This window comes from Cedecea sp. Ae19-4, from assembly GCF_059801165.1.
Map to the genome: position 1 here is coordinate 1 of NZ_JBCHWG010000003.1, position 26,014 is coordinate 26,014.

18 protein-coding genes are annotated in these 26,014 nt (G+C 56.6%); 2 read left to right on the top strand and 16 right to left on the bottom strand.

All coding sequences use genetic code 11. The features are described 5' to 3' along the window. Positions 1 to 249 precede the first annotated feature (249 nt). The gene (locus AAIE02_RS17980) at positions 250 to 1,242 is read right to left on the bottom strand and encodes a replication protein RepA (RefSeq protein WP_350425057.1); all 993 of its coding nucleotides are present in this window, start codon (positions 1,240 to 1,242) and stop codon (positions 250 to 252) included. Positions 1,243 to 1,324: 82 nt separating this feature from the next. Then, positions 1,325 to 1,549: a helix-turn-helix transcriptional regulator gene (locus tag AAIE02_RS17985; protein ID WP_197791878.1), complete on the bottom strand. Its 225-nt coding sequence runs from the start codon at positions 1,547 to 1,549 to the stop codon at positions 1,325 to 1,327. A gap of 84 nt (positions 1,550 to 1,633) precedes the next feature. Between AAIE02_RS17985 and AAIE02_RS17990 the strand changes: the two genes are divergently transcribed. Beyond that, complete coding sequence (locus tag AAIE02_RS17990) at positions 1,634 to 2,626, top strand: LuxR family transcriptional regulator (RefSeq protein ID WP_197791879.1); 993 nt, start codon at positions 1,634 to 1,636, stop codon at positions 2,624 to 2,626. 21 nt (positions 2,627 to 2,647) lie between these two features. On the opposite strand, the gene AAIE02_RS17995 is transcribed toward AAIE02_RS17990, so the two are convergent. From AAIE02_RS17995 to guaB, 3 genes are all read right to left on the bottom strand, one after another. Beyond that, complete coding sequence (locus tag AAIE02_RS17995) at positions 2,648 to 3,856, bottom strand: tyrosine-type recombinase/integrase (protein WP_197791880.1); 1,209 nt, start codon at positions 3,854 to 3,856, stop codon at positions 2,648 to 2,650. 308 nt (positions 3,857 to 4,164) lie between these two features. Beyond that, on the bottom strand, positions 4,165 to 5,742 hold the full coding sequence (gene guaA, locus AAIE02_RS18000; protein ID WP_336981956.1) for a glutamine-hydrolyzing GMP synthase: 1,578 nt from the start codon (positions 5,740 to 5,742) through the stop codon (positions 4,165 to 4,167). Positions 5,743 to 5,808: 66 nt separating this feature from the next. Further along, on the bottom strand, positions 5,809 to 7,275 hold the full coding sequence (gene guaB / locus AAIE02_RS18005; RefSeq protein WP_008459401.1) for an IMP dehydrogenase: 1,467 nt from the start codon (positions 7,273 to 7,275) through the stop codon (positions 5,809 to 5,811). Positions 7,276 to 7,445: 170 nt separating this feature from the next. Here guaB and xseA point away from each other — a divergent pair, with 170 nt between their 5' ends. After that, positions 7,446 to 8,831, top strand: a complete 1,386-nt coding sequence (gene xseA, locus AAIE02_RS18010; protein WP_336981954.1) for an exodeoxyribonuclease VII large subunit — start codon at positions 7,446 to 7,448, stop codon at positions 8,829 to 8,831. A 5-nt stretch (positions 8,832 to 8,836) separates the two neighbouring features. On the opposite strand, the gene AAIE02_RS18015 is transcribed toward xseA, so the two are convergent. The 11 genes from AAIE02_RS18015 to AAIE02_RS18065 all read right to left on the bottom strand — a co-directional run bounded on the left by AAIE02_RS18015 (position 8,837) and on the right by AAIE02_RS18065 (position 25,800). Next, complete coding sequence (locus tag AAIE02_RS18015; RefSeq protein WP_008459403.1) at positions 8,837 to 9,058, bottom strand: zinc ribbon domain-containing protein; 222 nt, start codon at positions 9,056 to 9,058, stop codon at positions 8,837 to 8,839. A 47-nt stretch (positions 9,059 to 9,105) separates the two neighbouring features. Further along, positions 9,106 to 10,611, bottom strand: coding sequence for a ribosome biogenesis GTPase Der (der, locus tag AAIE02_RS18020; RefSeq protein WP_008459404.1), 1,506 nt, complete (start codon positions 10,609 to 10,611; stop codon positions 9,106 to 9,108). Between the two features lie 123 nt (positions 10,612 to 10,734). After that, entirely contained in the window at positions 10,735 to 11,916 is a 1,182-nt protein-coding gene (bamB, locus tag AAIE02_RS18025) for an outer membrane protein assembly factor BamB (RefSeq protein WP_166871687.1), read from the bottom strand. 10 nt (positions 11,917 to 11,926) lie between these two features. Beyond that, positions 11,927 to 12,547, bottom strand: coding sequence for a YfgM family protein (locus AAIE02_RS18030; protein ID WP_336981951.1), 621 nt, complete (start codon positions 12,545 to 12,547; stop codon positions 11,927 to 11,929). 35 nt (positions 12,548 to 12,582) lie between these two features. Beyond that, a complete protein-coding gene (gene hisS / locus AAIE02_RS18035) occupies positions 12,583 to 13,857 on the bottom strand; it encodes a histidine--tRNA ligase (RefSeq protein ID WP_336981949.1) in 1,275 nt (424 codons plus the stop codon). A 115-nt stretch (positions 13,858 to 13,972) separates the two neighbouring features. After that, positions 13,973 to 15,094 carry a flavodoxin-dependent (E)-4-hydroxy-3-methylbut-2-enyl-diphosphate synthase gene (ispG, locus tag AAIE02_RS18040; protein ID WP_008459408.1) on the bottom strand — a complete coding sequence of 374 codons (1,122 nt, stop codon included), beginning with the start codon at positions 15,092 to 15,094 and terminating at the stop codon, positions 13,973 to 13,975. A gap of 38 nt (positions 15,095 to 15,132) precedes the next feature. Then, positions 15,133 to 16,128 carry a cytoskeleton protein RodZ gene (gene rodZ, locus AAIE02_RS18045; RefSeq protein ID WP_166990476.1) on the bottom strand — a complete coding sequence of 332 codons (996 nt, stop codon included), beginning with the start codon at positions 16,126 to 16,128 and terminating at the stop codon, positions 15,133 to 15,135. Positions 16,129 to 16,550: 422 nt separating this feature from the next. Continuing rightward, the gene (rlmN, locus tag AAIE02_RS18050) at positions 16,551 to 17,714 is read right to left on the bottom strand and encodes a dual-specificity RNA methyltransferase RlmN (RefSeq protein ID WP_008459410.1); all 1,164 of its coding nucleotides are present in this window, start codon (positions 17,712 to 17,714) and stop codon (positions 16,551 to 16,553) included. Positions 17,715 to 17,892: 178 nt separating this feature from the next. Beyond that, entirely contained in the window at positions 17,893 to 18,324 is a 432-nt protein-coding gene (ndk, locus tag AAIE02_RS18055; RefSeq protein ID WP_039296136.1) for a nucleoside-diphosphate kinase, read from the bottom strand. Positions 18,325 to 18,493: 169 nt separating this feature from the next. Further along, positions 18,494 to 20,821 (bottom strand): peptidoglycan glycosyltransferase PbpC, encoded by a 2,328-nt coding sequence (gene pbpC / locus AAIE02_RS18060; protein WP_498532991.1) that lies wholly within the window; start codon positions 20,819 to 20,821, stop codon positions 18,494 to 18,496. A gap of 11 nt (positions 20,822 to 20,832) precedes the next feature. Further along, positions 20,833 to 25,800 (bottom strand): alpha-2-macroglobulin family protein, encoded by a 4,968-nt coding sequence (locus AAIE02_RS18065; RefSeq protein ID WP_498532992.1) that lies wholly within the window; start codon positions 25,798 to 25,800, stop codon positions 20,833 to 20,835. Between the last annotated feature and the right edge of the window lie 214 nt (positions 25,801 to 26,014).

Below are 26,014 nucleotides of genomic sequence, written 5' to 3' on the forward strand. Positions count from 1 at the left end.
CCCCCCCCCCCCCCCCCCCCCCCCCCCCCCCCCCCCCCCCCCCCCCCCGATTTCACGTGGATAAGTGCCGCTATCGACAGTGTTGTGCACCGTTCCGGCCAGATAGGTTCCTATCCACATAGCTGACAGGTTGGCGAACACTCCAAAAAAGAAAAACACCGGCACCTCAACGCTTTGCACGGGAATCTCCGGGGTATGTAGGGGGGCCGATTTCACAATACGTTTGCCGGACACCTCAAAGGGTTAGCACTACTTGGTTGGCCCGCCCTTGTAAGGAATCGGCGGCGGGGAACCGACCAGCAGCACGCCACCCGTGACCTGTTTCACCTTGGCTTGCGGATAGACGGCCAGCACCTTCTTGAGGGCGGGAACAAACTTCTTCTTGAAGTCCTTGTTGGCATTCTTGCCGGTGTATTCCTGCGCGAACTGCTCGCGTAGCGACTTCCAGTGCAGAATAACGCCCCTGCCCTCGATGCGGTGCAGCCGGTGGGCCAGCCACGCGTAGACGTCGAGCGCCAGCGCGGAGCCTTTCAGAGCCATCAAGGCGCGGTTATCGAGCGGCACGGCGCTGTCGATCAGCGAGTTGAAATATCCTTCGGACAACACCATCGTGCCCGGCCACAGCGCCCGTTGCTTGTTGTCCCGGTTCGCTATCCATGCGTCGAACTGCTCGACCGGCTGGCCGTTGTAGGTGCGGCCCTTGAAGCCGAGTTGCAGGCGGCAAGCGGCCAGTGCGTGCATCTGTTGACGCAGGGTGGAATAGCGGCGGCCGTCATCGTCCATTCCCATCAACCGCAAGAACTCGGCCGCGCTGTCGCCTATTCTGATTTCGCGCTCCTTGTTGCGCACGGCAAAGGTAGACACCCACGCCAGCGCAAGCCGGGGCATGACACCATAGGGGATCGGTTGCAGCACCGGCCCGTTGCCTTCGTCCAGATAACCGGCCTGCACGTTCACCCACGCGGCCCCGGACTGGCGCATGAACTCGCGTCCCTCGACCTTGGCGCGGGGCAGCCCCACTTGGCACAGCACGGTATGGGTAAAGACTATGTCCGCAGGCGGGAAAGACGCAATGTCGGCCGCTACGTTAAGCAGCTTGCCGATCTGTGGCGCGACGATGTTAGCAGCGGCCGTAGTGTTCTCACCATTCCGCCTCCTGATACTTTCGATGCGTTCCAGCAGTCCGCCAGAGTCACCTATTACAGCGCCTATCGGCTTGAGACCGCTATTTCGGCTACTCATGTGGGCGGCCCCGCCGATGCCGCGTGAAGTCCAGTGCGGGCGGTTGACCCCTGAACGCAGCCCGTAAGTCAGTCACCACAATTCAGGCCCCCATTCCGGGGCGGCGAGCCTGGATGCCTGACGACTTACGTTCTTCAATCCATTCCTCGACGTCGGCCAATTCCCACACAACATTTCGACTGGTGAGCGCGATGCGGCGGGGGAATTCTCCTCGTTGCTCAAGGTTGTAAATCGTGCGCTCACACAATGGGATCATCGCCAGCAGCGTCTTCTTGTTGATGAGCGTCTTGCTCCTCGTTGCTTGCATGTTTCGGCCTCACTCAGTCACTTTCAAATCTGTGCCTGATCGTGCCTGTCAAATTAGATTGCTTCGATAGAATAGTTGGCTAAAATGGTTGACATGAAAAATAGATCAATCATCACCGTCTGGGAGGGATGCGCCCCCACAGTCTCGGACGCCATCGGACGGTTTCAGGAGCGCTGCCAGCCCTACTCGGAATCAGCGAAGCGTTACCCAATTGCGCGACTGATAGAGGAACTCATTGACCCGGCTGTAGCCGCATATTCAGCAACACTTCCCTCGCGCTATCTTGGGTACATACCCGGAGCAGGAACGGGCGTCCCCTTTAGCGAGATCATGAAACTGGTGGGGACAGACGCGATGGTTCGATTACAGCGTCAGTTGCTACGAGCGTTTGTCCTGACAGAGGACAAACAGTCCGAAAGAGACCAACGATTTATCGCAACGCTCGAAACGATGATGGAGTTGGTTTGGGCAAGTAAGCGCAAACAACCGAAAAAAAGAGACGTGCGCGGACTGAATCATCAACGCGTACAAAGCTACTGTAGATTTTGCGGCAATCTTGCTGAGTTCGCTTCGTTCGCAGAGGGGAAGGGTAAGCGTGGGGCAGATGATCAACTACGACTGAGCAACCTGTACTGTGCGACTCACCGCCCCTTGTTGCCGGATGGCAAAACGTGGAATCCAGCATACAGCAAGGCGAAACGATCCGTGGCGCAGTTCGATCTCGAACTAAGAAGGCTCAGCCTTCAATCCGCGAATCTCCGAACGCCTTTGGCAAAATCCGACGATCCACTGATAGACAGCTACATCTATCACTATGTCCGCAAATACGGCCTTCAACCAGCTGACGAAGCAGAATTGCGCCATCACGCAAGGCGGATGGCAGACATGAAATTCACGGATCAGAAAAAGCGAATAGTGATGCTTCAGCGATATGGCGTAAGTCAGTCTGAGATTTCTAGAATGCTGCGCGTCAGTCGCCAAGCCGTATCAAAGGCTCTTAGCTCCATCCCCGACCCGTTCCGCGAACTTCCGACGTGTAGCGGCTTCCCATCCTATTTCCTACGTCAACTGAAATAACCAATAAACATCACATTGAGATCACTCTATCGGCCCGCGTTTCCTGAGCGTCCACTCGTCTATCATGTCCGCCCAATCTTGGAGCATCGCCCGGCGCTGATCTCGGTACTCGGCCTTGTTGTAGACGGCGCGAACGCCCTTCTGTTCGTGCGCGAGGCACTTCTCAATCCAATCAGTGTTATAGCCCGCCTCATGCAGCAGCGTGCTGGCCGTACGCCGCAAGTCGTGCGGTCCGAACTTGCCAAGCGACTGCCCTTCTTTCTGCGCCAGACGATAGGTCAGCGTGAGCACCTGATTGAGCGTGGCGCTGCTCATCGGCAAATCCGAGTCATAGCGCGATGGCAGAACGTACTCCGAGCCGCCCGCGAACGTTTTCAGGGCTATGAAAATGTCCAGCGTCTGCCTCGACAGGAACACCAGATGGGGATTGCGGCGCTTCATCCGCTCCTTGGGGATTGTCCAGAGCGCGTCGGTGAAATTGATTTCGCTCCACGTTGCGTTGGTCAGTTCGCTCTTGCGTACCATCGTCAGCAACAGCAGCTTGGCGGCCGCACGGATCGAAGGTGTGGTGCCGATGCGCTCCATGTACTGGTACATCAAGGCGATTTCATCGGGCGTCAGCGCTCGATCTCGCGGCTCGAACTTGGCGATGGTCGAGGGGCGCACCAAATCGGCCGGGTTTTCGACCTTCTGGCCGCGTTCGATGGCCCACCGAAAGACCTGCATCACGATTTCGCGGCAAAGCACGGCCGTTGCCGGTGCCCCGCGCTCCACGATGGCATCAGCCAGCGCCCGTAAATCTTCATGGGTGATTTCTGTCAGTTTCTGGTTGCCGAACTTCGGCTTAAGCTCGCGCTCGAACGTGGCTCGACGCATATCGCGAGTCTTTTCTGCCATCTGATAGCCGCGCAGCCACTTCTCGGCCCACGCGCCGAATGTCTCGGCATCCTTGACGCGTGCTTTGTCCCGCGCCTTCTCCTTGGCTGGAGATTTCCCTGCGGCGATCATCTTCTTGGCTTCACCCAGCCGTTCGCGTGCTTCCGCTAGCGTGATCCCTCCGACACCGTAGCGGCCGAAGGTGATTGTCTCCTGCCTGCCGTGGATCGAGTAGTTGTAGCGGAATGAAATCGAACCCGCTGGCGTGATGGCCACGTAGAGGCCGTCACGGTCATTCACTTTGTAGAGTTTGTCCTTTGGCTTGAGGTTGCGCAGCTTGGTATCAGTCAGCATGGTCGGGTTCGGTTTCCTTTCAAAAATACCATGCTCAAAAAGCCCCACAAATCCTCAAAAAATTTCTTTAAGGACAATGCGTTACCTAAATTCAATACCATGAACCCCCCATCAGAGGCGGCATGGTATCGAGTACCGAACATGGCATCGGGTTCAAATCGTACCATCTACCATGCCATAGAAACGGGGTGCTTGGCGATGCGAAAATTTGCCAGACAGTGCTATGCCAAGAACGAAATAAGCCCGCAATTACGCGGGCTTATGGGTGTTTTAATGCTCTTTGGTGCCGGTCTATACCGGACGTGGGATCATTCCCACTCAATCGTCGCCGGCGGCTTGCCGGAGATATCGTAAACCACGCGGGAGATGCCGTTCACTTCGTTGATGATGCGGTTGGACACGCGGCCGAGGAAGTCATACGGCAGGTGCGCCCAGTGTGCGGTCATGAAGTCGATGGTTTCTACCGCACGCAGGGAAACAACCCAGTCGTACTTGCGGCCATCGCCCATTACGCCCACGGAACGGACCGGCAGGAACACGGTGAACGCCTGGCTCACTTTGTTGTACAGGTCGGCTTTGTGCAGCTCTTCGATGAAGATAGCGTCGGCGCGGCGCAGCAGGTCGCAGTACTCTTTCTTCACTTCGCCCAGCACGCGAACGCCAAGGCCTGGGCCTGGGAACGGGTGGCGGTAAAGCATGTCGTACGGCAGGCCCAGCTCGAGACCGATCTTACGCACTTCGTCTTTGAACAGCTCGCGCAGCGGCTCAACCAGGCCCATCTTCATCTCTTTCGGCAGGCCGCCCACGTTGTGGTGAGATTTGATGACGTGTGCTTTCCCGGTCGCGGAGGCCGCAGACTCGATAACGTCAGGGTAGATGGTGCCCTGCGCCAGCCATTTAACGTCTTCCAGCTTCAGCGCTTCTTCGTCGAACACTTCCACGAACACGCGGCCGATTATCTTACGCTTGGCTTCCGGGTCGTTTTCGCCCGCCAGCGCGCTCAGGAAGCGGTTTTCGCCTTCAACGTGAACGATGTTCAGGCCGAAGTGGTCGCCGAACATGTCCATCACCTGCTGGGCTTCGTTCAGGCGCAGCAGGCCGTTGTCCACGAACACGCAGGTCAGGTTTTTGCCGATGGCGCGGTGCAGCAGCATCGCGGTCACGGAGGAGTCAACGCCGCCGGACAGGCCGAGGATAACCTTGTCATCACCCACCTGCTCGCGGATGCGAACGATAGCATCTTCGATGATTTTTGCCGGGGTCCACAGCGCTTCACAGCCGCAGATTTCCAGCACAAAACGCTCCAGCAGACGCTGGCCCTGACGGGTGTGGGTCACTTCCGGGTGGAACTGCACGCCGTAGAAGCGTTTTTCTTCGTTGGCCATAATGGCAAACGGGCAGGTTTCGGTGCTGGCAACGGTCACGAAGTCAGACGGGATGGCGGTGACTTTGTCGCCGTGGCTCATCCAGACGTCCAGCAGCGGTTGACCGGCTGCGCTCAGGGAGTCTTCGATGCCGCGAACCAGCGCGCTGTCGGTTTTCACTTCTACCTGCGCGTAGCCGAATTCACGCTCGGTAGAGCTTTCAACGTGGCCGCCCAGCTGCATGGCCATGGTCTGCATGCCGTAGCAAACGCCGAACACCGGCACACCGGCTTCGAACACGTACTCAGGTGCACGCGGGCTGTTTGCTTCGGTAGTGCTTTCCGGGCCGCCGGAAAGGATGATGCCGCTTGGGTTGAACTCACGAATTTGAGCTTCGGTAACATCCCAGGCCCACAGTTCGCAGTAAACGCCCAGCTCACGGACGCGGCGCGCCACCAGCTGAGTGTACTGAGAGCCGAAGTCGAGGATCAAAATGCGATGTTTATGAATGTTTTCCGTCATTGACGTTAATTCCGAGGCAAGTGATACAAAACAAAAACACCCGGCATAAAGCCGGGTGCATAAAGATTAAGAACCCATACGGTAGTTCGGGGACTCTTTGGTGATCGTCACGTCATGAACGTGGCTTTCCTGGATGCCCGCGCCGCTGATACGTACGAATTCTGCTTTGGTGCGCAGCAGGTCGATAGTACCACAGCCGGTCAGGCCCATGCAGGAACGCAGGCCGCCCATCTGCTGGTGAACGATCTCTTTCAGACGGCCTTTGTACGCTACGCGACCTTCGATACCTTCCGGCACCAGTTTGTCTGCAGCGTTGTCGGTCTGGAAGTAACGGTCAGAAGAGCCTTTGGACATCGCGCCCAGAGAACCCATGCCGCGGTAGGATTTGAACGCACGGCCCTGGTACAGTTCGATTTCGCCCGGAGACTCTTCGGTACCTGCCAGCATACCGCCAACCATTACGGCAGCTGCGCCAGCGGCGATGGCTTTCGCGATGTCACCGGAGAAGCGGATACCGCCGTCAGCGATAACCGGAATACCGGTGCCTTCCAGCGCTTCAACCGCGTCAGCCACGGCGGTGATCTGCGGTACACCTACGCCGGTAACAATACGAGTGGTACAGATGGAGCCAGGACCGATCCCAACCTTCACCGCGCTACAGCCAGCTTCGGCCAGGGCGCGAGCACCAGCGGCGGTTGCTACGTTACCGCCGATGATTTGCAGGTCAGGATATTTAGCACGGGTTTCACGAATACGTTGCAGAACGCCTTCGGAGTGGCCGTGAGAGGAGTCAATCAGCAGAATATCAACGCCAGCAGCGACCAGCGCGTCAACGCGCTCTTCGTTGCCTGCGCCTGCGCCAACCGCAGCCCCAACGCGCAGACGGCCCTGCTCATCTTTACAGGCGTTAGGTTTACGCTCTGCTTTCTGGAAGTCTTTTACGGTGATCATGCCGCGCAGGTGGAAGCCAGCGTCTACAACCAGCGCTTTCTCAACGCGTTTTTCGTGCATTTTAGACAGCACGACGTCGCGCGCTTCGCCCTCTTTCACGGTAACCAGACGCTCTTTCGGGGTCATGTACACGCTAACTGGCTGGGCCAGGTCGGTCACAAAGCGCACGTCACGACCGGTGATGATACCCACCAGCTCGTTGTCTTCGGTGACGACCGGGTAGCCGGCAAAGCCGTTACGCTCGGTTAATTCTTTCACTTCACGCAGGGTGGTGGTTGGCAGCACGGTTTGCGGGTCAGTAACCACGCCACTTTCGTGTTTCTTCACGCGCTTAACTTCTTCAGCCTGGCGCTCAATGGACATGTTTTTGTGAATGAAACCAAGGCCACCTTCCTGCGCCAGAGCGATAGCCAGACGCGCTTCCGTCACGGTATCCATCGCTGCGGACAGCATAGGGATATTCAGACGAATAGTTTTGGTCAGCTGAGTGCTGAGGTCGGCCGTGTTCGGCAGAACGGTGGAATGAGCGGGAACGAGGAGAACGTCGTCAAACGTCAGTGCTTCTTTAGCGATACGTAGCATGGCAATATCTCAACCTGGGGGTGAATGAGAACAGATAAAATATTGCCGCGGCATTATACAGAGCGTAAGCGATTGCATCCACACTTTTTTCGCAAAACTCCTTGCTAATAGCGAAACGGAAGGTAGTATCGACCTAATAACCTGCTGATTTAGAATTTGATCCAGCTCACATGTCGACACAAAATTCCCCCTCAATTTTTACCGTTTCTCGCCTGAATCAGACGGTGCGTTTGCTGCTTGAGCAGGAAATGGGGCAGGTCTGGATCAGCGGTGAAATCTCTAACTTAAGCCAGCCTTCATCGGGCCACTGGTACTTCACGCTAAAGGACGATACCGCCCAGGTGCGCTGCGCGATGTTCCGCAACAGCAACCGCCGCGTGACCTTCCGCCCGCAGCACGGCCAGCAGGTGTTAGTGCGCGCTAACATCACGCTTTACGAACCGCGCGGCGACTACCAGATCATTGTCGAAAGCATGCAGCCCGCCGGTGAAGGGCTGTTGCAGCAGCAGTACGAGCAGTTGAAACAGAAGCTGAGCGCCGAAGGGCTTTTCGACCCGTTGCACAAGCAGCCCCTGCCCGCTCCGGCTCGCCAGGTCGGCGTGATTACCTCTAAAACTGGTGCGGCCCTGCATGACGTGCTGCATGTATTACAGCGCCGCGATCCGTCGCTGCCGGCAATCATCTACCCGACCGCCGTTCAGGGCGCAGACGCCCCGCTGCAGATTGTGCGCGCCATTGAGTTAGCCAACCTGCGTAACGAATGTGACGTGCTGATTGTCGGGCGCGGCGGCGGCTCGCTGGAAGACCTGTGGAGCTTTAACGATGAGCGGGTTGCGCGGGCAATTTTCGCAAGCAAGATCCCCGTTGTTAGTGCCGTAGGGCATGAAACTGACGTCACGATCGCCGATTTTGTCGCTGATCTACGTGCGCCGACGCCGTCCGCCGCAGCAGAAATCGTCAGCCGTAATCAGACGGAGTTACTGCGCCAAATCCAGTCCCAGCAGCAGCGTATGGAAATGGCGATGGACTATTACCTCGCCCAGCGCTCACGGCGGTTTACCCAGCTACACCACCGCCTGCAGCAGCAGCATCCTCAGCTACGTTTAGCCCGCCAGCAAACCACGCTTGAGCGCCTGCGCCAGCGTCTGACCGTGGCAATGGACGGCAAAATGCGCCGGGCGAGTCAGCAGCAGCTGCGCCTTAGCCAGCGCCTGAACCAGCAGCAGCCTCAGCCCCGCATTCACCGCGCCCAGTCTCGCTTACAGCAGCTGGAATACCGCCTGTCGCAGTTAGTAAGCGCTCAGCTTAGCCAGACGAAACAACGCTTTGGCACCGCGCTCGCCCAGCTGGAAGCCGTCAGCCCGCTGGCGACGCTCGCGCGCGGCTACAGCGTGACCACCGCCGAAGACGGCAAAGTGCTGAAGAAAACCAAACAGGTGAAGTCTGGGGACACGCTAACCACGCGTCTGGATGATGGCTGGGTCGAGAGTCAGGTCACGGGCATTAAACCGGTGAAAGCACCGCGGAAGCGCAAGCCCGCGGCGAAAAATGAATAGGCCACTCAGAGCGCGGCGGGAATAAATTCCACGCGCTTTTTAGAAATCAGCCCGTGGCCGTTCTGGCAGAAATAATCCACCGCGCCACACGCTTTCAACACCTGCAGCGGCTTATGGCAGTCCGGGCAAAGCGCTTCGAGGCGGAAGTCCTTCCCGCAGGCATCGCAGTGTGCCCCATCGTCCGTTTGTTTCAGTTCGCTTTTACACGCCGGGCAATTCAGTTCCATGTGGTATCTCCATATAGTAAAACGGGAGCTTAATGCTCCCGTCCGAATTACTTACTTTTCTTGATGTGCTTGATGAGACGCTTACGCTTACGCATCTGGTTCGGCGTCAGGGTGTTACGTTTCCCGGCAAACGGGTTTTCCCCTTCCTTGAACTGAATGCGGATTGGCGTCCCCATCACGTCCAGCGATTTGCGGAAGTAGTTCATCAGATAACGCTTGTAGGAGTCCGGCAGGTCTTTTACCTGGTTACCGTGAATCACCACGATTGGCGGGTTATAGCCACCGGCGTGCGCGTATTTCAGCTTAACGCGACGGCCACGCACCAGCGGTGGCTGATGGTCTTCTGCAGCCATGTTCATGATGCGGGTCAGCAGCGCGGTGCTTACGCGACGCGTGGAGCTGTCGTAGGCTTCACGCACGGATTCGAACAGGTTACCTACGCCGCTGCCGTGCAAAGCGGAGATGAAGTGCACACGGGCGAAGTCGATAAAGCCCAGACGGTAGTCCAGCGTCTCTTTTACCTGCTCGCGAACTTCGTTGCTCAGGCCATCCCACTTGTTGACCACGATAACCAGTGAGCGCCCACTATTCAGGATGAAGCCCAGCAGCGAGAGATCCTGATCGGAAATGCCTTCGCGGGCATCGATAACCAGCAGCACAACGTTCGCATCTTCGATCGCTTGCAGAGTTTTGATTACCGAGAATTTTTCTACCGTGTCAGTAATTTTCCCGCGCTTACGCACGCCCGCAGTATCAATCAGCACGAATTCACGCTCGTCACGCTCCATCGGGATATAGATGCTGTCGCGGGTGGTGCCCGGCATGTCATAAACGACAACGCGTTCTTCGCCGAGGATACGGTTAGTTAGCGTAGACTTACCTACGTTAGGACGGCCAACGATAGCGAGCTTGATAGGCAGATCCTGAGGATTGAAGGCTTCTTCTTCCTCTTCTTCCTCAAACTCTTCGTCATCGGACACAATGCCGTTTTTGGCGTTAAACGCGGCCCAGTAGGCTTCGTCCTCGTCCATCTCTGCCGGCTGTTCGCGCGGGTCGATATCGTCCATCCACGGCACCAGAACGTGTTCCAGCAGGCTGGTCACACCGCGGCCATGGGAAGCCGCAATCGGGTGGATTTCGCCGAGGCCCAGAGAGTAGAAGTCAATCACCGCCTGGTCCGGGTCAAGACCGTCGGTCTTGTTCGCTACCAGGAAAGTTGGCTTCTGGCGGGAGCGCAGGTGCTGAGCGATGGCTTCATCGGCAGGCATCAGGCCCGCACGTGCATCCACCATGAACAGCACAACATCCGCCTCTTCAATCGCCAGCAGCGACTGCTCGGCCATGCGCGTTTCCACACCGTCTTCCGTGCCATCGATACCGCCGGTATCAATACAGATAAACTCGCGGCCTTCGACTTCCGCACGACCGTACTTGCGATCGCGAGTCAGCCCCGGAAAATCCGCAACCAGCGCATCGCGGGTACGCGTTAAGCGGTTAAACAGGGTCGATTTACCGACGTTAGGGCGCCCAACAAGCGCGACCACAGGTACCATTATAAAAGCCTCATTACTCAAAATTTATTAATAAAACAGCGTCAATTTTCGGCTGTTTTTAAAAAGCCAAAACGGCTCCCGAACTACGGGAACCGTTTCAAACGTGACGATTATCCGACAAGTTTAGCGTTTGATGGCGTACAGCGTGCCGTCTTTTGCCTGGATAAGCAGTTTGTCGCTGGCAACCACTGGCGTCGTCTGGAAGCCGGAGCTGTCCACTTTCTGCTGGGCAACAAAGCGCCCATCATCGTTGTTGATCCAGTGCATGTAGCCTTCGCTGTCGCCAACGACCAGGTAGCCATTGTACAGCACTGGCGCGGTCAGGTTGCGGTGCAGCAGATCGCTTTGCGTCCACAGCGTTACGCCGCCGTCTACGTTCAGCGCAACAACGCGGTCATTCTGATCCACCAGGTAAATGCGGTTCCCGTCCACGATGAAGTCGTTCACCGAGCCCATCTCACGTTTCCACATGATCTGGCCGGAACGCAGATCCAGCGCCGTCAGGTTGCCGTTGTAAGCCAGAGCATAAACCACGCCATTCACGATAACCGGCGTAGTATCCACGTCGCTCAGGCGGTCAATTTCTGTCGCGCCAGTCGCCTGGGAGATACGCTGCTGCCAGATAAGCTGGCCCTGCTGCATCAGCACGGCGCTTACGCGGCCGTTATCTCCGCCGACAATAGCGGCACCAAAGGCGGTGGCCGGAGCCGATTCACCGCGCAGGGACAGCGCAGGCATATCGAGGTTAACGCTCCATTTTACCGCGCCGTCAGCTTCGTTCAGCGCCTGCAGCATACCGTTGCTGGTATGAATCAGCACCACGCCGTCGCTCACAACCGGGCGAGACAGCGCTTCGCCAGCCACTTTTGCCTGCCAGGCGATGCTGCCGTCGGAGGTGTTCAGGGCGAAGACTTTCGCTTTTTCGGTGCCAACATAAACGTGGCCGCCGTCAACGGTCAGGCCGCCGGACAGCAGAGCAGGAATATTGCTGGAGAAGAAGCCGGTTTTCTCAGAGAGATCGACCTTCCACTCTTCTTTGCCGTCATCCGCATTCAGCGCTTTCACGGTACCGCGACGGTCAGCAGCATAAATGGTGCTGCCCTGCCACGCCGGATGCAGGTTAGAGTAGAAATCACCGATTCCATCACCCACGGACGTGCTCCACGCTTTTGCCGGAGTGAACTGATTTTCCACCGTTGGCAGCGGGGACATTTTAACCACATCTTCTTCGCCGCTGAACAGGGAGCAGCCGCTGAGCAGCGTCAAGGAGAGCAGCCCAGGCACAAATAGTTTACGCAATTGCATCGGGTCCCTCTTAGCTGGACAAATTATTGATTTTCATCTGCATCATTTCACGCAGGGCCGGAGAAGCATTGGTCTGTGAACCTTTGCTCCACGCATCACGAGCGCCCTGCTTATCCCCTTTACTGAGCAGCGCTTCGCCGCGCAGGTCGGCAACCATCGCTACCCAGCCTTCGCCTTTTACGCTATTCAGGGTTTTCAGCGCGGCATCAGCCTGTTTCTGCTGAATCTGAATGCGAGCCAGACGCAGATTGATCAGCGCCTGCATGTTCGCATCTTTGGTGCTGCTAAGGCCGTTTTGCAGCTGCGTTGCCGCTTTATCCAGCTCGTTTTTATCCACGAACTGCTGCGCCAGCTCTAACGCCGCCAGCGCGCCGTAGGTGTTTTTGTTATCAGCGGCAAATTTCTCGACCGCTTCCAGCGTTTGCGGCTGGTCTGCTTTCACCGCGCTGGTCACATTCTGGTAAGCCAGGGAGGCTTCACGCATGGAGTCGTCCTGGTGACCGTTCCAGTAACGCCAGCCCACCAGAGCGCCGATACCCAGCACAACCCCGACTACCAGCGCTTTGCCGTTTTCCGCAAAGAAGCGTTTAACCGCTTCCATCTGATCGTTTTCGTTCTCGTAAACTTCCACGCAGTCCTTCTCCTTAACGAATAATCACCGGGTAATTAACCCAGTAACGCCTGCAGATGGGCGGCAGCGTCGGCTTGCGCGACGTTTTGTTGCTCACCTGTGCGTAAATTCTTAACCACGACTTCGCCTTTAGCGACTTCATCTTCGCCCAGCACCAGTGCAACGCGAGCGCCCCACTTGTCGGCACGAACGAACTGCTTCTTGAAGTTACCGCCGCCGTAGTTAGTCATCAATTTCAGGGCCGGCACCTGGTCACGTAGCTTTTCAGCCAGCAGCATTGCCGCGCCCTGCGTTCCCTGACCTGAAGATATCAGGTACATATCGACAACGGATTCTGCTTTAAATTCAGGATTAATCGCCTGAACCAGTAAAACAAGGCGTTCGAGGCCCATGGCAAAGCCAACCGCTGGCGCCGCGCGCCCGCCAAGCTGCTCCACCAGACCATCGTAGCGGCCACCGGCACACACGGTACCCTGAGAGCCCAGGCTATTGGTCACCCACTCAAACACGGTGCGGTTGTAGTAATCCAGGCCGCGAACCAGGCGCTGGTTAACGGTGTAAGCAATGCCTGCCGCATCCAGGAACTGGCACAGACCGGCGAAATGCTCGCGGGACTGTTCATCCAGGTAATCGCCCAGCTGAGGCGCGTCGTTCAGCAGAGCCTGAACGTCCTGATTTTTGGAGTCCAGCACGCGCAGCGGGTTGCTGTACATGCGGCGTTTGCAGTCTTCGTCCAGCTTCTCTTTATGCTGTTCCAGGAAAGCAACCAGCGCATCACGGTAGTTAGCGCGCGCTTCCAGAGAACCGATGGAGTTCAGCTCCAGGCTGACGTGCTGGTCAATACCCAGCGCGCGCCACCAGCGAGCGGTCAGCATGATAAGCTCGGCGTCGATATCCGGACCGTTCAGGCCAAACACTTCCACACCCAGCTGATTAAACTGGCGGTAACGCCCTTTCTGAGGCCGTTCGTGGCGGAACATCGGCCCGATGTACCACAAACGCTGTTCCTGATTGTACAGAAGACCATGTTCGATACCGGCACGCACGCAGCCCGCGGTGCCCTCAGGACGCAGGGTCAGGCTGTCGCCGTTGCGATCCTCAAAGGTATACATCTCTTTTTCAACCACGTCGGTGACTTCACCGATAGCGCGTTTGAATAACGGGGTCTGCTCTACAATCGGCAAACGGATTTCGCTGTAACCGTAGCTCGCGAGCACCTGCTTAAGAATGCCTTCAATACGCTGCCAGATGGCGGTTTCGCCCGGCAGGTAATCGTTCATGCCGCGAATGGCTTGAATATTTTTTGCCACGTTTGTTCTCTGCTTTATATACAAAAAATGAACCCGAAATCAGGCCACTTACTCAGGTAAACGGCCGTGCGGGCTCAATCATACACGGGAAGCCCTGTGCTTCCCATGCTTCGCATTATTTTTCCAGCTGTTGGATATCAATACGCTGTTTTTCATCCAGCATGCTGGCTTTGGCACGAATACGCGCTTCAAGCTGCGCAATCATGTCGTCGTTGTCCATACGATCTCGCTGGCGGACGCCATCTTCGTAGAAACCACTTTTTTTATTGCCGCCGGTCACCCCAAGCGTGGAAACCAGCGCTTCACCCGGGCCATTCACCACGCAGCCGATAATGGAAACGTCCATCGGGGTGATAATGTCTTCCAGGCGCTGCTCCAGGGCGTTTACCGTCCCGATAACGTCAAACTCCTGACGTGAGCAAGTTGGACAGGCGATAAAGTTGATCCCACGGGAGCGAATGCGCAGCGACTTAAGGATGTCGAAGCCCACTTTGATCTCTTCCACCGGATCTGCCGCCAGGGAAATGCGCAGCGTGTCACCGATCCCTTCAGAGAGCAGCAGACCGAGGCCGATAGCGGATTTGACAGAACCCGCTCGCGCGCCGCCCGCTTCGGTGATCCCGAGGTGCAGCGGCTGATCGATCTGTTTTGCCAGCAGGCGATAAGACTCAACGGCCAGGAATACGTCTGACGCTTTTACGCTCACCTTAAACTGATCGAAGTTGAGACGATCCAGATGATCGACGTGGCGCATGGCGGATTCGAGCAGCGCCTGAGGCGTCGGCTCGCCGTATTTTTCCTGCAGATCTTTTTCCAGAGAACCGGCATTCACGCCGATACGGATAGGAATGTTTTTATCGCGTGCGCAGTCAACCACCGAGCGAATACGCTCTTCGTTGCCGATGTTGCCGGGGTTAATACGCAGGCAATCAACGCCGTACTCTGCGACTTTAAGCGCAATACGGTAATCGAAGTGAATATCGGCGACCAGCGGGACGCTGACCTGCTGCTTGATAAGCTTAAACGCCTCTGCGGCGTCCATTGTCGGCACGGATACACGAACGATGTCGGCACCCACGCGTTCTAATGCTTTGATTTGATTAACCGTGGCTTCCACATCGGTGGTGCGCGTATTGGTCATCGACTGAACGGCGATAGGGGCACCATCGCCGATTGGCACATTACCGACGTAGATCCGCTTGGATTTGCGACGTTGGATGGGTGCGGCATTATGCATGGTAAATCTCCACAATTACGCGTCTGAACTGGCGCTGATTATTCAGCACCGACAGTGAGACGTGCAACCTGGTTAGTTCTGATAAAGCGACTCAGGTCCACAGGTTTGCCCTGATATTGAACCTGTACTGCTGACGGTGCGCCAATTTTCAGTTTATAAGGCGCTTTACCCGCTAAATCGAGCTTCGCATCTTTGCGCTGCAGGCCGCTAAACAGCTTTTTGCCGCTGGCGTCAGTCACTTCCAGCCAGCAGTCAGCGGTGAAGTGCATAGACAGCCCCTGAGAGGCATCCGCAGTCTGATTCACGCCAGCCTGATCGGTTGGCAGTTGGCCTGCGGTTGGGGCTGGCGTTGTCTGGGCGTTATCAACAGGTGCCTGGCTTGGCGCCACAACGGCAGATTGCTGAGCCGCATTCGCAGTAGCGTTTTGCTGAGCTGGCGCAGAAGAAGAAGCGGTGTTCTCCACTGGCGTAGGCAGTTCAACAGGTTGCGCAGGTGTTGATGTAGTAGATGTTGCATCGGCAGGCGTATCACTGCCGGTGTTCAGCGGCACAGACTGGCCGCCGCTGGTTGAAAGTTCGGTGGAAGATTGATCGGCCATGGTCGACAGCTCTTCCTGCTGCGCTTTGTGATTTTGCCACCACCATGCGCCGGTCAGGCCAATCACCACGAACAGAATCAGCCAGGTAAAGCTCATCAGCCAGCCGTCGCGCTTTTTACGACGCTTACCAAGAGAGAAGCTTTGCATCGGCTCAACTTTGGCTGCCTTAATCGGTGCCTGTTTCGCCATCATCGGCAACAGCTCTTCTTCAGGAATACGAACCAGTCGCGCATAAGAGCGGATATAGCCACGCAGGAAAGTAGACGCCAGCTCGGCAGGCGCCTTGTCGTCTTCGATATCCCTGACGGTGGAAACTTTCAGGCACAGGCGTTCGGCCACAGCCTGCTGGCTGAGCCCCATTTGCTCACGTGCATTACGTAAACGCTGGCCTGTGGTTTGTGCTGCATTTGATTCGTTAGTGGCTTCAGTATTCATTAGCTACAACTGCTGGTACTGTTCAAATTAAAGAATTTGGCACAAGTCCTGTACCGCAGCGTCTCCGCTACGTCAGATTGACTCGCACCGCGAAACAAATCTGATACCTGAAGGCTAGCCCTCAGTAAAAATTCCCGATTCCCGCCATGCTGTTAGCGCTAGCTGGCATTTTTACGGGCTACCGGACTCGCCGGTTAGTTAACCATAGTCAGCCTTTGGCTGGCTGTCCGTTAACTTTACGAAATGGGCACAACTAAACTGTTGTTGCGACGCTACATACTGCCTTAAAGCCGCCAGAAACGCACCGTAATTATTATGCTGAATGATGTATTAGGCCACGTTATTGACTGTTCATGCACTTTTGCCCGTTTTTTATACCGCGCCAGGCACCCTCGCCCAGCGCGGCAAATCGCCATCTACAATCAAACAGCTTTTACGGCAATAGGTTCGCCCTGCATACGTTTACGCATAGTGCGTTTGGTACGGTCGATCACTTCCCCCGCCAACTGACCACATGCCGCGTCGATATCGTCGCCGCGTGTCTTGCGAACAATGGTGGTGAAACCATAGCTCATCAGCACTTTAGAGAAACGATCGATACGGCTGTTGGAGCTGCGGCCGTATGGTGCGCCCGGGAACGGGTTCCATGGAATCAGGTTGATTTTGCATGGCGTATCTTTCAGGCATTCAGCCAGCTGATGCGCATGTTCGGTACCATCATTGACGTGATCCAGCAGAACGTATTCCACCGTGACGCGGCCCTGGTTGGCGTTGGATTTCTCCAGGTAACGACGAACGGCCGCCAGGAAGGTTTCGATGTTGTACTTCTTGTTGATCGGCATGATTTCATCGCGAATATCATCGGTCGGCGCGTGCAGCGAAATTGCCAGCGCGACATCAATCATATCCCCGAGCTTATCCAGTGCGGGTACCACACCAGAGGTAGAAAGCGTGACGCGGCGTTTGGACAGACCAAAGCCAAAGTCGTCGAGCATAATTTCCATTGCCGGAACAACGTTGTTCAGGTTCAGCAGCGGTTCGCCCATGCCCATCATCACCACGTTGGTGATAGGACGCACGCCGGTTTTCTTCTGCGCACCGATAATCTTCGCCGCGCGCCAGACCTGACCAATAATTTCAGACACGCGCAGGTTACGGTTAAAGCCCTGCTGCGCGGTTGAGCAGAATTTACATTCCAGCGCACAGCCAACCTGAGAAGAAACACACAGCGTGGCGCGGTCTTCCTCCGGGATATACACCGTTTCCACCAGCTGGTCGGCAATTTTGATTGCCCACTTGATGGTACCGTCGGCAGAACGTTGCTCTTCAGCAACTTCAGGTGCACGAATCTCGGCGATCTCTTTCAGCTTATTGCGCAGGACCTTGTTGATGTCCGTCATTTCGTCGAAATCATCACTGCAGTAGTGATACATCCACTTCATGACCTGATCTGCACGGAAAGGTTTTTCACCCAGCTCGGCGAAAAACTCGCGCAGCTGCTGGCGGTTGAGATCGAGCAGGTTAATTTTTTCGGCTTTATTGGAAACAACAACAGGTGTTGCTTCAGGCGTGTTCATTTCAGACATAATGTTTTCCGGCCTCGTTGTTACACGTTATGGCCCCTGGAGGGTTAGAAAAAGAAACGCCCCGGTGAGCAGGCTCTTCCGGGGGCGTTGCATTGTACAAATTCTATGGCATAGATGCCACGACTGAAAGCGAACAACTAAGATATTAAGTGTAAATTCGCTTACAGATTTAGAAATATCAACGTGTGCGTGGGCACACTTCGCCTTCGCCGAAGAAGTAGGCGATTTCACGGGCTGCGGATTCTACGGAGTCAGAACCGTGGGTGCCGTTTTCGGTGAAGCTGTCTGCGTAGTCTGCACGCAGAGTACCAGCCAGTGCGTTAGCCGGGTTAGTTGCGCCCAGCAGGTCACGGTGACGCTGCACTGCGTTTTCGCTTTCCAGCACGGAAACAACGATTGGGCCAGAAGTCATGAACTCCACCAGACCGTCGAAGAACGGCTTACCGTCGTGCTCGGCGTAGAAACCACGAGCCTGCTCAACGGTCAGGTGCAGCATTTTTGCGCCAACGATTTTAAACCCTGCAGATTCAAAACGAGCATAAATGTTACCAATAACGTTTTTTGCCACCGCGTTTGGTTTGATGATGGAAAAAGTACGTTCAATAGCCATGATTACCTCTGTAGATGTTCTGTGTGTCCGGGGAAACCCGGTTATGAAATTGGCGCAGATTATAAAGAGCAAGTTTGTCGTTGCCTATGGATGGAGATAACATTTTTTTAAAATAAGATTAGTTTTGGCAACACTATTGCTGCGGCGGGTGAAATTTCACGTTTTGCCGTCACTGCAGGATAAAGGTCGCGCTGGCAACCTGCCCGGACTCATCCATCACCACGACCTGATAGTCGCCCGGTTTATTGAGCATTAAGGCCAGCCCGTCGCCTTTGCTCTCTTCGCTTTCTCCGTTAATGAACCACCACCGCTGGCCCTGCCCGCCCTGGCTGGAAAGCCGTAGCGGGAGCTGCATCTGCCCCGGTAAGCGTTTCAAAATAGTGCCGTCACGCACGCCGAGCAGCAGCAGCGGCGTGGCACTCTCTTTCTGTAGCGGTGGGCAACTGGCTGAAACTGCTGGCAAACGAGCAACACGGCGCTCAGTCGGGGGTAGCCAGGGTTCAAGGGGCAATGGCCAGAGAGCAACTGCCTGTTGAATAGCCCCAGGGCAATCGGCTGCCACTCGCTTACCCTGCGCATCCACCCAAATAAGCTGACGCGTTCCCTGAGCGCCTTCTTGCCCCGGTGCCAGCAGCGTGGGCGGCTGAGCATCGTCCAGAAGCCATGTTGCCAGCCGTCGACGACAGTTCACATCCCCGGCTGGCAATGCCTGGCCGCCAGGCCAGCAGATCTCTGCGGCCGTAACGGAAGTGGGCCGGGGATCGGTCGGTAAATGGAGCTGCTGCACGCGCGAATTAGCCTGCAGCAAATTATTCACCTGATTAAGCAGCGGTACGGCACTCCCTAACCCAAACTGCCCCGCCACCGGCGTGCTATCAGGCCTGCCGGTCCAGATGCCAATCAGATAGCGCGAATTAATGCCTATGGCCCAGGCATCACGATACCCGTAACTGGTCCCGGTTTTCCACGCCAGAGGGACGACGGGAGGTAAAGAAGCATCCGGCTGAGGCTGGGCCTCCCCGGCAAGAATACGGCGAATCACCCACGCAGCGCCCGGCGACATCAGAGGGCGCTCTCGCAGGGCATCACTTTCCAAAACCCGCAACTGAGCGGCCTTGCCATGACGGGCAAACGCGCCGTAGGCTGCCACTATCTGGTCCAGCCTGGCGCCACCGCCCCCTAGAATAAGCGACAGGTTGGGCTCACTGCCCTGAGGAAAGCGAAGATTAAGCCCCACGTTGCCCATCTGCCCGGCAAAACGCTTCGGCCCGTAGGCCTCAAGCACCTGAACAGCAGGTAAATTCAGCGAACGCACCAGGGCATCGCTCATGCTTACCGGCCCGTGAAAACCGGTGTCGAAGTTCCCAGGACGATAATCGCCGAACCGACGCGGAACGTCCTGCAACAACGACGCCGGATGAATCAGCCCGTCATCCATTGCCATGCCGTAAACAAAAGGCTTTAACACGGACCCCGGCGAGCGAATCGCGGTGATCATATCGACATGCCCAAATCGGCTGTCATCGTTAATATCCGCCGATCCCACCCACGCGCGAACCTGCATTGTAGTGTGATCAACCACCAGCATGGCCAGCGAGGAGCGAGGCGGCAGGCGTGATTTCCAGTTCAGCGCCAGCTCTTCCAGCTGGCGCTGTAAAGGAGCATTTATCGTGGTCGCAATCAACGTTGACTTGCTTTTCGATACCAGTGCCCGCGACAGCAGCGGAGCCAGCTGCGGCATCTGTCGCGGTGCCAGCCAAACAGGCTCCTGCAGAGCCTCATCAACCTGCTTTTGCGACCACACGCCCTGTTCCGCCATACGGCGTAAAACCTTATCCCGCGCCTGTTGCGCTCGTTCAGGCCAGCGATCGGGCCGCAGGCGGCTGGGAGCCTGAGGCAGCACGGCAAGCAAGGCCGCTTCTGAATAACTTAGCTGCTCAGGCGCTTTTCCAAGATACGCCCAGCTTGCCGCGCCTATCCCCTGTAGTGTGCCGCCAAAGGGGGCGCGATTAAGGTAGAGCGTCAGGATCTCCGTTTTGGAAAGATGCCACTCGAGCTGAAAAGCCCGCCAGACTTGACGTATTTTGCCGCCGAGTGTACGAGGATGGGGATCCAATAAGCGGGCAACCTGCATTGTCAGCGTACTGCCACCAGAGATCACTTCCCCATTGCGCAGATCCTGCCAGGCCGCGCGCAAGATAGAGAACGGATTGATGCCAGGATGATCCCAAAACCAGCGATCCTCATAGCCGATTAGCGCTTGCAGATAGCGGGGAGAAACTTGATTCAGTGCGACGGGATAACGCCAGATCCCTTCAGCATCAGCAAAACGCCAAAGCGGCGTGCCGTCTGCCGCCACCACCACGCGGGCCGGATTGACCTCTTGCAGCGGCAACGGCCAAAGCTTATCCGCCAGCCAGATAAAAGTGGCAACCAGCAGCGGGACTATCAGCCAGAGATAGCCCCGCCGCCAGCGTAGCCTTGCTCCGTTAAGCACCGACGTTCTGCTTACGGCACAACGGTCAACGTGCCGGTACTGCTACCGGTTGCCCGCCACTGCGGAACGTACATGGATTCCACCTGCGGTACGGGCACGGTGTAGCTTCCCGGCGTAACGGCTCGGGCCAGGTAAATAAGCGTCGCATGCTGGCCTTCATTAAGCGGCAATGCGGCCACAAAGCGGTCATCCCTGAACTCCATATGCTGAATGTCCTGCTGCTGCATTTGGTTCAGCAGAGTCTGTACTTCACTCGCGCTGTCCCCCAGGCTGGCGCTGCTGTTAGCCAGATTCTGGTTTTCCAGCTCCAGCCCGGCCGGCAGTAAATCGACGACCAGCGCATCAGGCACGTTCTTGTCTGCCCAAACGTCCAGCCAGACCATAACCAGCTCACCGCTTTTCAGTGAAGAAAGCGGCCGGGTGTTGCCTTTCGCATCAAGGAAGTGGCGTTCAATATGCAGCACATTGCTGTAGGGAGCCGGTGCCTGCTGCGGATATCCCGCGCTGTCGAGGCGCAAATAGAGGCTGCTCATCCCGGTGTTGGTCACCTGCAGATCAGAAAGCTGCTGCGCGCTCAGATTGCGCGTTACCGACTGACTGGATGCCAGTGGCTGTGCACCAAGCGATGTTTGCGCCTGCCAGTCGCCTTTCACGTTTTGCAGACCGTGACCGGCAATAAACAACGCGTTGGTTTCCTGAGTGGATAACCAACGCTGGCTCCAGGCCAAATCAGACAGCTCAAGCAGTAGCTGGTTTTGAGCGTCGGGTAGCAGCTTATTCTCTTCCAGCAGGCTCATCATCATCGCTTTATCCCGCAGTTCGCTGCCGTAATCCGCCATCCAAATCTGTTTATCGCTGCGCTGAGTTTTCAGCCCCAAAGCAATCGCCTGTTGGCTGCGAGGTTCATCCCCCATGAACTTCAGGGCCACGCCCAGCTGCACGAGCGGCAGCCCGGCACGCGCCTGATCGTGGCGCTGCCAAAGCTCGCGCAATGCCCCAAGGGGCGCTTTTTGCTGACGAGCCAGCACCAACCCGGCATAAGCCTGTACCGCAAAGCGGCTGGCCGGAGCGTCGTCACTGTAGCGTAAGGCAATCAAACCCGGATCCTGCAGATAGCGCAGCAGGCGCTGATTGGCCTTGCTGAGTGCATCCGCACTGACGCTGTAACCCTGTTCGCCAGCTCGCACCAGGAAGTCGGTCACGTAGGCCGTCAGCCAGTATTCTTCCGGCCCTGCTTTATCCCACAGCCCAAAAGCGCCATTGTCACTTTGCATCTCAAGCAGGCGGGCAATCCCTACATCAATGGCGTTCCGGCGCTGCTGGTCGGTAATACCTTTGATACCCAGCGCATTAAGTTCAGCTTCATTGGTGTACAGAGACGGGAACAGACCGCTGGTCGTTTGCTCAAGGCAGCCATACGGATAGGCTTTTAGCTCACGAATGTAACGCGCCAGGTTCAGTGGCGGACGCCCACTCAGCAGCAGCTGCCCTTCCAGGGTAGATTCAGCAATGCCGGACAGATGCTTAGGCGGAAGCGTCCATGTCTCTCCCGGTTTAACCACGGCACCGCTGTTCACCGTCTGCGCAGGGAATGCAGGACGAACGGCGATTTTCCACTGTTTGATTGGGTCAGCCAGCGTTTCACCCGGCAGTGCGAGGCCGTTAATCACGGCTTTGATTTCACCGTCACCGAAACCTTCCAGCGCACGTACGGGAATGAACAGCGTGCCGCGAGCACCAGGCGCCAGCTTCACGTCCATCGTCGACGCGCCATTGAGCGCTAACAGCCCCTGAGCGCTGAGTACCACGCTAAGCTGCTGGGGCCTGTCCGTCAGGTTAGTAAGATCCAGCGCGAGGCGGCTGGTATCGCCACTCGCCATAAACCTCGGCGCGGCCAGTTCGCTCACTAGCGGCGCGGCAACCGTGACTTTTTCTTCGCTATTACCAAAGCGATCGTCGGTCCAGGCCTGCGCCATAACCCGCAACTCGCCGTTGAAATCACCAATCGGCAGCGTCACCGTTCCTTCGCCGTTTTCATCCAGCGCAACCGGTTGGGCTTGCTGAGCGATGATAGTGACATGATTCACCGGCTTTTTACCGCCGCGACTAAGCTCATCGCCTTCATCGCCGTCACCGCCGAAGCGCAAAGCAGCCAGTCGCCCTTCGCCTTCAATCACCTGACCGTAAATGTCATAGATATCTGCCCCATAGCGCTTGCGTCCAAAGAAGGCGTCCCACGGATCCGGCGTTTTGTAATCGGTGATATTCAGCACACCGCTGTCCACGGCGGACAGCAGCACGTTAATCTGCTTCGGCACTTCGCCATTTTTCACGCTGGCCTTCACCTTCACGGTCAGGTTCTGGTTAGGCCGCATTTTGGCTGGATTTTGCAACGTCAGATCGAGACGGCGGCTCTCGTCTCCTAGCGGCAGATGAAGGATCCCGACCGCGCGCTTAGGCGTGGCGGAACGCGCCTTGTCTCCGGGGCGAATAACAACGGTGCTTAAGTAAAGATCGTGCCGCTGCCAGCTCTTATCCACCGGAATGGCAAGATCCATGCCGCCTGCCGGAACATCAATTTCTTTCCACCACAGTGGGCCGTCACTGGATTCCACCAGCGCATAGCCTTTACCTGCGGCAGGCGCGGCAATATGCAGATTGATGGTATCGCCAGCTTTGTAAGACGGTTTATCTATTTTTAGCGTCACCCTGTCCGGGCGCACTGCACCGGTGCCATCGCTGTTATCCTGCCAGCTGTAACCGGCCCAGAAACGCAGGCTACTGACAAGGTTGCTCTCAGGATCTCGAACTTCCAGGCGGTACGAGCCCCACTCTACCGGGAAGGCAACTTTGCCGGTTTCTCCGGCAGCCAGCGTCAACTTCTGCTCGGCTTCCACCAGATCTTTTTGATCGTACTGAGACCGCCAGCCTTCACTTTCTTCCCAGCTCCAGTAGTAGTCCCGGCGCTCACGAATCAGGCGCACGTCCAGATCGCTTACCGCCAGCTTTTCCCCCTGCGCATCGGCATACACAATGTCGAAACCTGCGCTGCTGTCTTCATCGACGATGGGCTGAGTGCGGGTAGTGTCGGTCCGGTAGTCATAAACCTCTTTGCTGGAAAATTGAGGGCGGATCCCAGGCATTGCCTGAGCTGGCCAGATAGCCTGCTCAACGCGGCGTGTCACCGGGCGACCGCCGGACTCCAGCAGGCTAGCCTGCAAAATAAGGCGCAGAGGAGAATGCGCGTCCCCCCACTGGCTTTCCGCGCTGACGGTCGTGTGCCCTTGTTCATCCAGCGTTAGCTCAACGGCATCCAGGCTACGGGAAAGGTTTTGCTCATTGATATCGCCGAACTGGAACCTAGGCAGCTTTGCAACGGCATCACGTAAAGGGCGCAGGAATAGCTGCCCCTGAAGGCTGTTACCCGCGGCTGGCGCACCGTAGAGATAGCGCCCGGTAACGTCGAAATTGACGGTATCTTCAGGCGCTATCGGCGCGCTCTGCGCCGTGAGATTCAGCGCCATACGCTCCGGCATGAAGTCTTCAACTTTAAATGTCCAGATACGCGGCAGGTTATCCCCGGTGTTGACCCGCATTTGCCAGTTACCGGTTGCCGCGCTTTCGCTCAGAGGCCAGGTAAATTGATAAAGTCCGTTGGCAGACTGCCACACTTCGGTGCGGGTAACCTGGCCGTCCGGTTTTACGACCTCAAGCTTCACCGGCTGCGGCGGGAGCGGTTTGCCATCCCCATCCCTGAGCAGGGCATTCACGATGACAGACTCTCCGGGACGATAGAGATCTCTTGGGCCAAACATGAAGAACTGTTTGCTGTAGCCTTGCTCACCGGCAATATCAAACTCCGCCAGATCCAGCGCCGGGCGGCTGAGATCGAGCAGCGTGGTTTGCTCACCATTGCGCGCCAGCAGCAGCGTGCCTTTGTTCAGCTTCTCAAGCGTGGCATGCCCGTCACTATCACTTTTCGTTTGCCCTACCGTTTGGCCTTTTTCGTTCAACAGCGCAATCTCCACACCCGACTGCGCGGCACCGTTCTCCAGGCTTTGAGTAAAGACATCAATTCTGTCGTGGTAGCGATGCACCGAAACACCAACATCACTCAGCGTGAACAGGGTTGCAGCATTGCTGTAGGCGTAATGCCCGGCCTGGCTCATGATAGCGAGATAGACGCCGGGCTGCTGGAGAGGTTTGATATCACCCAGCGGCAGCATTAGCTTCTCACGGGTATTTCGCGCAGGATTTAGGTCAAAACGCCCGGTGTAAACCAAGTCAGCCAGCTTCAGCAGATTGTCAGATTCCCAGTTTGAAACCGAGTTACGGTACTGCCACTGGCTGACAAACGCGCTTAGGGAGCTGTCTTTAATGCGATAGAAGTTAACGTCAACGTTATCGACGTTAAGCGCCATCACCGGCAACCCCGCAATCACTTTAGTCGGCAGCAAGGAGCCCCGGCTGGCAAAGCCAACGCTCGGCTGAATATCACGCGTGGCAATTTGCTTTTCAAAGCCATCTTCGAACGTCGCTTTATTGAGCGCAAGCAGCCCGCTGTCTACGGTCACAATCAGCGTGCGTTTGGGCTCCAGATGCCGCAGACGAAGTTCTTTTAGGTCGCTGGAAAGCTCCCAGGCACCGTCCACTTTACCGCTGGTTTTATCCACCAGGTGGGCAACTTTATTGAAGTCCTGATTGGGGTCGAGCGGAATCGAGAAGGTCAGCACTAACGTACTGGCACCGTCCAGCTGAACTTCAGAGGCATCGAGCAGCTTCAGCGGCTTCCCCGCAGACTGCTGAGCCAGTTTTTCCAGTTGAGCTGCATCCGGTTTAGTTTCAGCCTTACTGTTTTGTTCCGCTGCTGCAGAGGCGGTGGGCTGAACGGTTTGCTGATTGTTTTTATCGTCACAGCCGGAAAGCGCAAGCAGGCCGCAAACCAGTACGGCAAGGCTCGTCAAACGTAGTGCATTCATTCTTTTATCCCTGGCCAATAAGGGCCGCCAAACATTACGTAGAGCAAGTATTATGCGGATTAGCCAGAAAAGCGAAAGTCGGAATACTCTGCCTTGCGCGAAGCCTCGCAGGCGGCAGTAAATTTGCGGGTGTATTCATTAAGTTTTACGAAGTATCTCGCGGTGTCGGGCAAGGCCGCTTGCCGGGTTATAGAAAAACACCGACAATCCATTT

Excerpts from the sequence above, each read along its gene's own strand:
- xseA (WP_336981954.1), top strand. The coding sequence starts at position 7,446 with ATGTCGACACAAAATTCCCCCTCAATTTTTACCGTTTCTCGCCTGAAT.
- AAIE02_RS17980 (WP_350425057.1), bottom strand. The coding sequence starts at position 1,242 with ATGAGTAGCCGAAATAGCGGTCTCAAGCCGATAGGCGCTGTAATAGGT.
- guaA (WP_336981956.1), bottom strand. The coding sequence starts at position 5,742 with ATGACGGAAAACATTCATAAACATCGCATTTTGATCCTCGACTTCGGC.
- guaB (WP_008459401.1), bottom strand. The coding sequence starts at position 7,275 with ATGCTACGTATCGCTAAAGAAGCACTGACGTTTGACGACGTTCTCCTC.
- ispG (WP_008459408.1), bottom strand. The coding sequence starts at position 15,094 with ATGCATAATGCCGCACCCATCCAACGTCGCAAATCCAAGCGGATCTAC.
- ndk (WP_039296136.1), bottom strand. The coding sequence starts at position 18,324 with ATGGCTATTGAACGTACTTTTTCCATCATCAAACCAAACGCGGTGGCA.
- bamB (WP_166871687.1), bottom strand. The coding sequence starts at position 11,916 with ATGCAATTGCGTAAACTATTTGTGCCTGGGCTGCTCTCCTTGACGCTG.
- AAIE02_RS18065 (WP_498532992.1), bottom strand. The coding sequence starts at position 25,800 with ATGAATGCACTACGTTTGACGAGCCTTGCCGTACTGGTTTGCGGCCTG.
- AAIE02_RS17985 (WP_197791878.1), bottom strand. The coding sequence starts at position 1,549 with ATGCAAGCAACGAGGAGCAAGACGCTCATCAACAAGAAGACGCTGCTG.
- rlmN (WP_008459410.1), bottom strand. The coding sequence starts at position 17,714 with ATGTCTGAAATGAACACGCCTGAAGCAACACCTGTTGTTGTTTCCAAT.
- der (WP_008459404.1), bottom strand. The coding sequence starts at position 10,611 with ATGGTACCTGTGGTCGCGCTTGTTGGGCGCCCTAACGTCGGTAAATCG.
- AAIE02_RS18015 (WP_008459403.1), bottom strand. The coding sequence starts at position 9,058 with ATGGAACTGAATTGCCCGGCGTGTAAAAGCGAACTGAAACAAACGGAC.
- rodZ (WP_166990476.1), bottom strand. The coding sequence starts at position 16,128 with ATGAATACTGAAGCCACTAACGAATCAAATGCAGCACAAACCACAGGC.
- AAIE02_RS17990 (WP_197791879.1), top strand. The coding sequence starts at position 1,634 with ATGGTTGACATGAAAAATAGATCAATCATCACCGTCTGGGAGGGATGC.
- AAIE02_RS17995 (WP_197791880.1), bottom strand. The coding sequence starts at position 3,856 with ATGCTGACTGATACCAAGCTGCGCAACCTCAAGCCAAAGGACAAACTC.